At 68.5% G+C, this 8,444-nt stretch carries 11 protein-coding genes; 6 read left to right on the forward strand and 5 right to left on the reverse strand.

Annotation, left to right across the window (positions count from 1 at the left end; all coding sequences use genetic code 11):
* The 3 genes from IEY61_RS30485 to IEY61_RS30495 all read left to right on the forward strand — a co-directional run.
* The coding region (locus IEY61_RS30485) for a transposase (RefSeq protein ID WP_189050076.1) at positions 1-233 on the forward strand (233 nt) is incomplete at its 5' end.
* A gap of 164 nt (positions 234-397) precedes the next feature.
* Entirely contained in the window at positions 398-1,645 is a 1,248-nt protein-coding gene (locus tag IEY61_RS30490) for a sensor histidine kinase (protein ID WP_189050747.1), read from the forward strand.
* Complete coding sequence (locus IEY61_RS30495) at positions 1,633-2,268, forward strand: response regulator (protein ID WP_189050749.1); 636 nt, start codon at positions 1,633-1,635, stop codon at positions 2,266-2,268. Before IEY61_RS30490 ends, IEY61_RS30495 begins: the two co-directional genes overlap by 13 nt.
* A 240-nt stretch (positions 2,269-2,508) precedes the next feature.
* On the opposite strand, the gene IEY61_RS30500 is transcribed toward IEY61_RS30495, so the two are convergent.
* Positions 2,509-2,847 (reverse strand): hypothetical protein, encoded by a 339-nt coding sequence (locus IEY61_RS30500; RefSeq protein ID WP_189050751.1) that lies wholly within the window; start codon positions 2,845-2,847, stop codon positions 2,509-2,511.
* Positions 2,848-4,126: 1,279 nt separating this feature from the next.
* On the opposite strand from IEY61_RS30500, the gene IEY61_RS31690 reads away from it, so the two are divergent.
* The 3 genes from IEY61_RS31690 (at position 4,127) to IEY61_RS30515 (ending at position 5,791) form a co-directional block, all read left to right on the forward strand.
* Entirely contained in the window at positions 4,127-4,444 is a 318-nt protein-coding gene (locus IEY61_RS31690) for a hypothetical protein (protein WP_229706616.1), read from the forward strand.
* A 301-nt stretch (positions 4,445-4,745) separates the two neighbouring features.
* Positions 4,746-5,210, forward strand: a complete 465-nt coding sequence (locus tag IEY61_RS30510) for an Rrf2 family transcriptional regulator (protein ID WP_229706618.1) — start codon at positions 4,746-4,748, stop codon at positions 5,208-5,210.
* Positions 5,207-5,791, forward strand: coding sequence for an NIPSNAP family protein (locus IEY61_RS30515; protein WP_189050753.1), 585 nt, complete (start codon positions 5,207-5,209; stop codon positions 5,789-5,791). The genes IEY61_RS30510 and IEY61_RS30515 overlap by 4 nt, the downstream gene beginning before the upstream one ends.
* 300 nt (positions 5,792-6,091) lie before the next feature.
* On the opposite strand, the gene IEY61_RS30520 is transcribed toward IEY61_RS30515, so the two are convergent.
* The 4 genes from IEY61_RS30520 to IEY61_RS30535 form a co-directional block, all read right to left on the reverse strand.
* Positions 6,092-6,499 (reverse strand): arsenate reductase ArsC, encoded by a 408-nt coding sequence (locus tag IEY61_RS30520; protein ID WP_189050763.1) that lies wholly within the window; start codon positions 6,497-6,499, stop codon positions 6,092-6,094.
* Positions 6,496-6,726 (reverse strand): hypothetical protein, encoded by a 231-nt coding sequence (locus IEY61_RS30525; RefSeq protein ID WP_189050755.1) that lies wholly within the window; start codon positions 6,724-6,726, stop codon positions 6,496-6,498. Before IEY61_RS30525 ends, IEY61_RS30520 begins: the two co-directional genes overlap by 4 nt.
* Positions 6,723-7,469 carry an aquaporin gene (locus IEY61_RS30530; protein WP_189050757.1) on the reverse strand — a complete coding sequence of 249 codons (747 nt, stop codon included), beginning with the start codon at positions 7,467-7,469 and terminating at the stop codon, positions 6,723-6,725. Before IEY61_RS30530 ends, IEY61_RS30525 begins: the two co-directional genes overlap by 4 nt.
* Positions 7,470-7,572: 103 nt before the next feature.
* Positions 7,573-8,262: an arsenate reductase/protein-tyrosine-phosphatase family protein gene (locus IEY61_RS30535; protein ID WP_189050759.1), complete on the reverse strand. Its 690-nt coding sequence runs from the start codon at positions 8,260-8,262 to the stop codon at positions 7,573-7,575.
* Between the last annotated feature and the right edge of the window lie 182 nt (positions 8,263-8,444).

Here is an 8,444-nt window from a genome sequence, read left to right on the forward strand (position 1 = left end):
CCGCCACTGACCTGCCCGAACTCCACCGCCTCGCCACCACGATCCAGACCTGGTGGCCCGAAATCCTCGCGTTCCTGCATACCGGCATCACCAACGCCGGCTCAGAAGGCACCAACCGCGTCATCAAGACCGTCGCCCGCAACGCCTACGGCTTCCGCAACCCCGAAAACCAGCGCCTCCGCACCCGCACGGCCACAACCCGCCGCCACCGCGGACACCTCAACCCCGCTTAATTTCGAAGAGCCGCCATCGCACCTGAGGTCGTGGGGGTGCAGGCACCTGGACGGATCGGGGTGTCCGCCTCATCGACTCCGATCGGCCCGACGCATAGCGTTGATCTCTGTGCGGTAACGGGCGTCTGACCGACGTCCGCGATGCGGCTGGAAGAGTCATCACGATGCGGCAAAAACTCCGACGCGCGGTCAGCGAGCTCGGGCAGTTACTCGGCGGTACGGCGATCGGGCTGGCCGCGCCGTTCCTGCTGTTCCTGACGCTGGTCTCGGTGCCGTCGAGCCTTGCGGCGGGCCTGGGCATCTTGCTCTTCGTCGGCGTAGTGTGGCTGGCCCGTCGACTGGCCGATCTGCAACGCCACCGAGCCGCTACGGTGCTGGCTGAACCAGTGCCGTCCCCCTACCTCCCGTTGCCCAAGGGCCTACTTGCCCGGGCCCGGATGTTGATCGGCGAGCCGGCCACCTGGCGCGATCTGGCCTGGGTACTGTGCCAGTTCCCGGTGGGTCTGCTCAGTGTGACGGTGGCGATCGGGCTGTGGCTGGGGGCAGTGGAGTGCCTGTTCGCGCCGTTGCTGCGGGCACTGCTGCCGACCCGCACGAGCTTCGATCCCGTGGTGCTGGAGCTCACTGGCAGGTCCGGCCCGTTGACGTGGCTGCTGGTGCCGGTCGGCGTCGGGTTGGTGGTGCTCGCCTACCACCTGCCCCGGCACCTCATCACCGGTCAGGCCCGGCTGGCGAACGCGCTGCTGGGACCCACGTCCGCCGCCCGGCTGTCCGCCCGGGTCGACCGGTTGACCGCCACCAGGGCCGCTGCCGTTGATGCGTCCGCCGTAGAGCTGCGCCGCGTCGAGCGTGATCTGCATGACGGCGCGCAGGTGCGCCTCGTCGCGGCGACCATGAATCTCGGCATGGCCGAGGACGTCATCGACGCCGATCCGGCCGGGGCCAAAGTCCTGATGGCCGAGGCGAAGGCCAGCGTCGGCGCGGCCCTCACGGAGCTCCGCGACCTGGTACGTGGCATCCACCCGCCGGTGCTGGCTGATCGGGGCCTGACCGGGGCGGTCCAGGCCCTGGCGCTGAAGCTGGCCAGCGGCATCCCGATCGAGCTGGATCTGCGACTCGACCGACGGCTGGCCGCGCCGGTGGAGTCGGCGGCGTACTTCGTCATCGCCGAGTCGCTGGGCAACGCCCTCCGGCACAGCGGTGCCCAGCGCATCCAGGTCACCGTCACCGACCAAGGGGACATGCTGCACATCACCGTCGGCGACAACGGTCACGGCGGCGCCGATCCGCTACGCGGCACCGGGCTGCGTGGCATCCAACGTCGGTTATCCGCCTTCGACGGAACCCTTCGCATCACCAGCCCGCTGGGCGGGCCCACCGTGCTGGACATGGAGCTTCCATGCGCGTCCTGATCGCCGAGGACCAACTACTGCTGCGCGACGGGCTGACCCGGATGCTGACCGCGTACGGCTTCGACGTGGTAGCCGCCGTCGACGACGGTTCGCAACTGGTCGAGGCGCTCGTCTCGCTCCGGCCCGACGTCGCCGTGGTCGACGTGCGGCTACCGCCCACCTTCACCGACGAAGGGCTGCGCGCCGCCATCGCCGCCCGCGCCGAGATACCCGGGCTGCCCGTCCTGATCCTCTCCCAGTACGTCGAACGGCTCTACGCCCGTGAACTGCTCTCCGACCGCGCCGGTGCGGTCGGGTACCTCCTCAAAGACCGGGTCGGCGACGTACGACAGTTCATCGACGCGATTCGTCAGGTCGCCACCGGCGCGACGGTCATGGACCCGGAAGTCGTCACCCAACTGCTACACCAGCGCGACACCCTGGCCGCACTCACCCCACGAGAGCGGGACGTGCTCCGCCTGATGGCCGAGGGACGCACCAACGCCGCGATCGCCGAACACATGATCATCACCGAAAAGTCGGTCAGCAACCACATCAACACGCTCTTCGCCAAACTCGGCTTACCACCATCAGGCAGCGGCCACCGCCGGGTGCTCGCCGTGCTGGCCTACCTCGACCAGTAAACCGGCCCGACGGCAGGATCTAACAGAGCGCCGGCAACAGATCTGGGTACACAGAAAGGTACGGCGGAGCGCGCAAGAATCGACAGACCAGAAGATCAATAATGTCGGTCGCGATCGTTCGTGGCCGTACCGTAGACCGCCTCGCGGCCCTTGTTCAGTTACCGATCGGCCGCGCGGATCGCGGCCAGATGAGCGTGTCGATCGGGCGAATGTGGCAACCGCCGTCGACGAACGGAGCTACTACGCGGTTGGCTCGGCGGGATAGCCGCACCGCTGCGGGGAGCAGTCCTTTTCATGATCCCTCCACCAGAGGTAGTAGTCCCGCTCCAGCATCCGGGCAGTCAACGCGAGTCGGCGTTGCCGTATGCCGGACACGGTCGATGGCAGCGCCGTGAACGTCTCCGGGAGCACAGTCAGCGAGCCGGTGATCGGCTCCCCGTCGACCATGCGCAGGAGCACCCGGCACTCCCACCAGGGGCGGTCCTCGTTGGGCCAGTAGTAGTCGGCCGGGTCGGGGAAGAGGTAGTGCGGGGCATTCGGGTCCAGATGTGCCCGAAGCTCGGGGCTTGCGGATCCCATCCCAAGCCGTCGGCTACCCGCCTCCTCGTACAGGGCGTACATCTGGTCGCGGTCGAGGGCCTTCAGTATCCGGGCCTGCCGGGGAAGGGGCTGCCGACCGGGTGGGGTACGAACGGGCCATCCGGCCAGTACACGTAACCCTTGCCGAAGGTTCCAAGCGGCAGCGTCCTTGCGCGGTGCCGGAAGCGGGGGAGGTGGTGTCCACCGGTACCCGGCTTGGGCGATGTGGCGCAGGATCCACTCTCGCCCCCGTTCTCCTGAGGTGTTCCAGGTCCAGCTCATCGGCCGGGTCTGCATCGCCCTGTCTCGCCGGCTGATAAGCCCTGGGCGAGAAGGTCGCCACCTGCCTTGCGGGCGGGCGACCAAGGGCAGGTTGTGCGCCAGGTCCGCCAAGAACCGGATTCGTTCGAGAACCTCGTCGGTGGACGCAGTTTCCGGCTGCCGGCGTGACTTCCCGGCCGACGAGCGAATCTCGATAAGCGCGTGATAGGCAAGGAGGCCAGCAACCGTGCGGTCGTCAACGTCGTCGGCGTGGGGCCGGAATCGCCCAGCCCAGCCGCGTGGGCGGACCGGGGCCGGCTTGTCGGTGGAGGGTTTCTGGTTCGGTGACACGTTGACATCATCTCTGGCGTCTGACTCGTCCGGCGACGCGCTCTCGCGCAGGAAGCGCAGGCCAGCGGCGACCGAAATGCAGCACGTCTCCCAACCCGCCGACGAGGTCATCGTTGTCTACTCCGACGAGAAAACGCGCGAAACGGGCTTCGACGACCATGCATTCCGCCAATAGCTCAGGGCGCGGGGCCCTCGGCATGATCGATCGCCCTGACATCGGCCATAAGCGGAAGCCGAAGACCTGGCTGAGCTCAAGAAGACCGTCACACGAAGCCGCTTACCTGTTGGCGCGGCTCCTGCGGAAATGGCCCGTAGAGAGCGGCCCGCCCGCCGATTCCGGACCCGACTCGATGCGAGGTCTGTAGATCCCGCCGTACCTGGCTCTGCAACCGTCCGGCACCCCAACGGACAACTCGGCCAGCGGGTCCACATGCCGCACTCGGGGGCGAATCTGTCAGGACCAGACACGTTCTGTTCGGTTCGGACAACTGCTGGCCTGCGAGCCCGCGCCGCTGGTGTGCGACGCACGCCCGGTTCCGGGTCTGCCCGCACGACACTGCCGCTGGACGAGCTGCGCGCGCTGGTCAAGCGCGAACGCTACGACCGCAGCACCCACCGACGAACTGTGGCGGCAGCTCGCTCACCACGCCCGCGAGTGGGGGCCGGCGTGGGTCGTCGGCGCGATCGGTATCGCGCTGCCCGCGTTGACGCACCGGGCGGCAAAGACCACGCCCGGCACGCCGACGACATCGATTCCGAAGTCCTCGCCGGATTCCTCCACGCCCTACGCACCGCCGACCTCACCGCACCCAGGTTGTGGCTACGGCTGTGCTGGGCCACCTGGCGCGCAGGCGCCGCCGCCATCACCGCGTTACGGATGCGACGTCGCCGCGCCGAGCACATCGTCGCCGCCGCCATCGCACGAGGGGACCTTCCCAGCCCGGCACTCTTCAGCGGCGGAGGTGAGAACGCCACCGTAGCCTGACGACATTGTGGGCGTACCGGTGCCCGTGCAGAGACAGGTACGACGACGGACAGAGCTGCTTGGATCAATCGCCTCCGGCCGATCCGGCTGCTGTGACGCCTGCAGGACCGGCCGAAGTTCCGGTTGATGATGTTGCGTGGACGGCCGTTCCGCGAGGCGCGGCTTGGCGTCCGTATCTGTCGATCGGAGTGCAGTTGATCATGCCTGATGAGCCTCTGCGTCATTTCGTCCTGCCGGCCAACGGCTTTGTCGGCCAGCCCGTACGCACACGGACGCCTGCGGAGAGTCGAACGTAACAAAGATGGTTGCTTCTGGCGTGGTTGTCGGCGAGACTGTCGGGGTGGCGGCCAACAGCAGGGTGACGATCGCGGCCCACGCCTTGGCGTGGCTGGAGCTGGCCAGGCGGGGCGGTCGTGAGGTGCTCACCTCTGAAGAGGTGGCGGCCAGCGTCAACACGAACGCGGTCATCATCCGGCGCAGCCTCGGTGACCTGCAGCGGGCCGGCCTGGTGACGGCACGCCGCGGCAACGGCGCTGGCTTCTTCCTCGGGCGGCCGGCAACAGAGATCACGTTGCTGGATGTCTGGCTCGCCGTCTCGCCGGAGCCGCTGCTCGCCCTGCACCACTCCGAGCCGAACCTGGAGTGCCCGGTCGGACGCGGCATCCGTCCGGTGCTCACCGACCTGTACGACGAAGCGACCGACACGTTCCGGGCGGCGCTGGCGCGCTGGACCGTCTCCGACGTCCTGGAAAGGATCCTGGCATGATCGTCGAATTACGCCGTTACACCCTGGGTGCGGGACGCCGCGACGAACTGATCGATCTGTTCGACCGCGAGTTCGTCGAAACCCAGGAAGAACTGGGGATGGCCGTGCTGGGCCAGTTCCGCGACCTCGACCGGCCCGACCAGTTCGTGTGGCTGCGCGGATTCACCGACATGCCATCGCGCCGCACCGCCCTGACGGACTTCTACACAGGACCGGTGTGGGCGAAACACGGACCAGCGGCGAACGCGACGATGCTTGACTCGGACAACGTACTGCTGCTCCGCGAGATCGTCGCGGTGCCGGTACTCGATCGCAGCACCGCCAACCCCGACTCGGTTTTGCACGCGACAATCTGGTACTGGAACGGTCCTTTCCCCGACCCCACCCACAGCTCGAGCGAAGCCCTGGCCGTACTGAGGACTGAGTACAGCGCGAACGACTTCCCCCGGCTGCCGGTCCGTGAGCAGGAGCACGCCCTGGTCTGGCTCACCCGGTCACCCCTACAGGCAGAGATTCCAGCGGAGGTGGTCACGACCGAAAACCTCCGCCTCAGCCCCACCCGCCGCTCCAGCCTTCACTGACAAACCCCACAACGGGCCGTCCACACCGAACGATGCGCTCGCCGGTATCGCACATCCATGTCGACGGTGCCCTGACGACCAGGTGGCGATCAGCGTCAGCAACCGTGGAGGAGCACCGGTCACGGTGACCCGGCATACGGCGATAACTCGTCGCTCTGTCAGTGGTCGAGGTGTGGCGCTCAGCGCTCAGCGCTCAGCGCGGCCGGTGCGCCCGTGGGTTTGGTTTACCGCCCGTTGCCGAACGATCCTCCGAAACAGGCCAGCCGCTGCCAGTTCGCGTTGTCCCTTCGCCGCTGCAGTTCAGGCAGTGGGGTGGAGATCGGCGAGGAGGTTCTCCACCCGGGTGTGGATCTCGTCGCGGATGTGGCGCACCGTGGCGAGGGCCTGGCCGGCCGGGTCGTCGAGCTTCCAGTCCTCGTACCGCTTGCCTGGGAAGGCCGGGCAGACGTCGCCGCAGCCCATGGTGATGATGACGTCGGAGGCCTCGGCGGTGGCGTAGTCGAGGATCTTCGGCTTGTTGGCGGTGATGTCGATGCCGACCTCGCGCATGGCCTCAACGGCCATCGGGTTGATCTGGTCGGCGGGCTCGGAGCCGGCGGAGCGGACCTCGACCGCGTCGCCGGCGAGGTGGCGCAGCCAGCCGGCGGCCATCTGGGAACGGCCGGCGTTGTGGACGCAGACGAACAGGACGCTGGGTTTGGACATCAGATGCCTTCCTTGGAGTGCAGGTCATAGGGCCGGTTCGTGGGTGCCCCGGGAAGAGATACAGGCAGGGACCGGCTCGGGTCGCTGTTGCGGTCGAGTAGCCGGTAGCGGCCGGCGGAGCATGGCGGGTTGACCAGGTCACGGTGACGCTTGTCGGCCTCGCCGGGGCCGGGGCCGGGGCCGGGAACGGGGCCGGGGCCGGGGACGGGGCCGGGGCCGGGGACGGTCATGGTCGGCGGTCCAATGCCGGGTCACGCTCGTTGATCGGAACGACGACCTGGTCGGCGGCCTGCCCAGCGTCGGGGTAGAGCGCGGCGAGCAGGCCGACGCCGACGGCCAGGCCGAGCAGTTGGGCGGCGAGGAAGCCGGGGACGGAGGCGGGGGCGATGCCGGCGAAGGTGTCCGTGAAAGCCCGACCGATGGTCACCGCGGGGTTGGCGAATGAGGTCGACGAGGTGAACCAGTAGGCCGCGCCGATGTAGGCGCCGACTGCGGCGGGGGCGACCGGGGCGCGGCCGGAGCGGGCGAGGGCGAAGATCAGCAGGATCAGGCCGGTGGTGGCGACGACCTCACCGAGCCACAGGTTGCCGGCGGCGCGGTCCTTGCTGGAGAGGTCCACGGCGGCGAGGTCGAACATGAGGTTCGCCAGCACCGATCCGGCGATCGCGCCGAGGATCTGAGCGACCGTGTAGCCGGCGAGGTCGCGGACGGTCAGTCCGGTTCCGACGCGGCGACCGAGGAACCAGTCGGCGGCGGAGACAACGGGGTTGAAGTGGGCGCCGGAGACCGGGCCGAAGATCAGGATCAGCGCGCCGAGCGCGAGAGCGGTTGCGATCGAGTTCTCCAGCAGCTGGAGCCCGACGTCGCCAGGGGAGAGCGCGGCCGCCATGATGCCGGAGCCCACGACGGCGGCGACGAGCAGGGCAGTGCCGATGAACTCGGCCAGCAGGCGCCGCCGGAGTGCGATGGTCATCAGTCTGTTCTCTCCCAGGGCGTTGTGCTGTGGCTGCGGTGCCGACGAGGTCGGTTTACCGGGTGACGAGACGTTCAACTGGTTGTTCGCGGAGGGGCTCATGTCACCCGCGGCCGTCTCCCGAACTCATGGCGGGGGCGACGCGGTCGACGCGGGCGGCGAGATCGGCGAACGTGGCCTCGAACGCCTCGTCGGTGTTGACCCGGACCGGGTCCGGCACGGACCAGTGCAGGCGGGGGCGGACCGGTCCGGTGAGGTCTTCGTGGGCGTTGTCGCAGACGGCGATGACCAGGTCGTCGTCGCGGACGACGTCGTTGACGTGGGCGGTGCCGGCAGGGTTCAGGTTGAGGTCGTAACGGTGAGCCACGGCGATCGCGCGGGGATGCACTCGGGCGGCAGGCTTGGTGCCGGCCGAGGCGGCTTCCCCGCGGGTGCGTCGCTTCCACAGGGCGGCGGCCAGCTGGGAGCGGGCGGAGTTGTGGGTGCACACGAAAACCACCCGTCCCACATCGGCCAGCGGGGGCGGGATGAGAGCCGCCAGGGCTGCCGGCTGGAGTCGCAGGTAGGTGCGCCGCCGGTCGCCTTCGGACCGGCCGCGCAGGACGAGGCCGGCTTCGGTGAGCACCTTGACGTGGTGGGCGACGAGATTCGTCGGCATGTCGAGGGTGTGGGCGATCTCCCCGGGGGAGGCGTCGCCGAAGGTGAGCGCGTCCACGATCGCCAGGCGCGCGGGCTCGCCGAGTGCGGCGTGGATCCGTGCGCGCCCGGCCAGGGAAACAGGCTCAATGTCCATTGACTCAACTGTCGCTGAGTAATTATCTGGCGTCAAGCCTGCGGGTGGGCCTCGGGGGGGGGTGTCCCTATGACCTTTGTCAAGGAGACGCCCGCAGCAGGGCGATCCACTGGTGATGTGCAGGACGGGTTGGGTGTCGGACAGGGGATGAGTGTCGGATCGGCTGCGGCTTTTCCGGTTCC

Origin of the sequence: Micromonospora sonchi, assembly GCF_014646235.1 — a bacterium.
Classification (GTDB): Bacteria; Actinomycetota; Actinomycetes; order Mycobacteriales; family Micromonosporaceae; genus Micromonospora; species Micromonospora sonchi.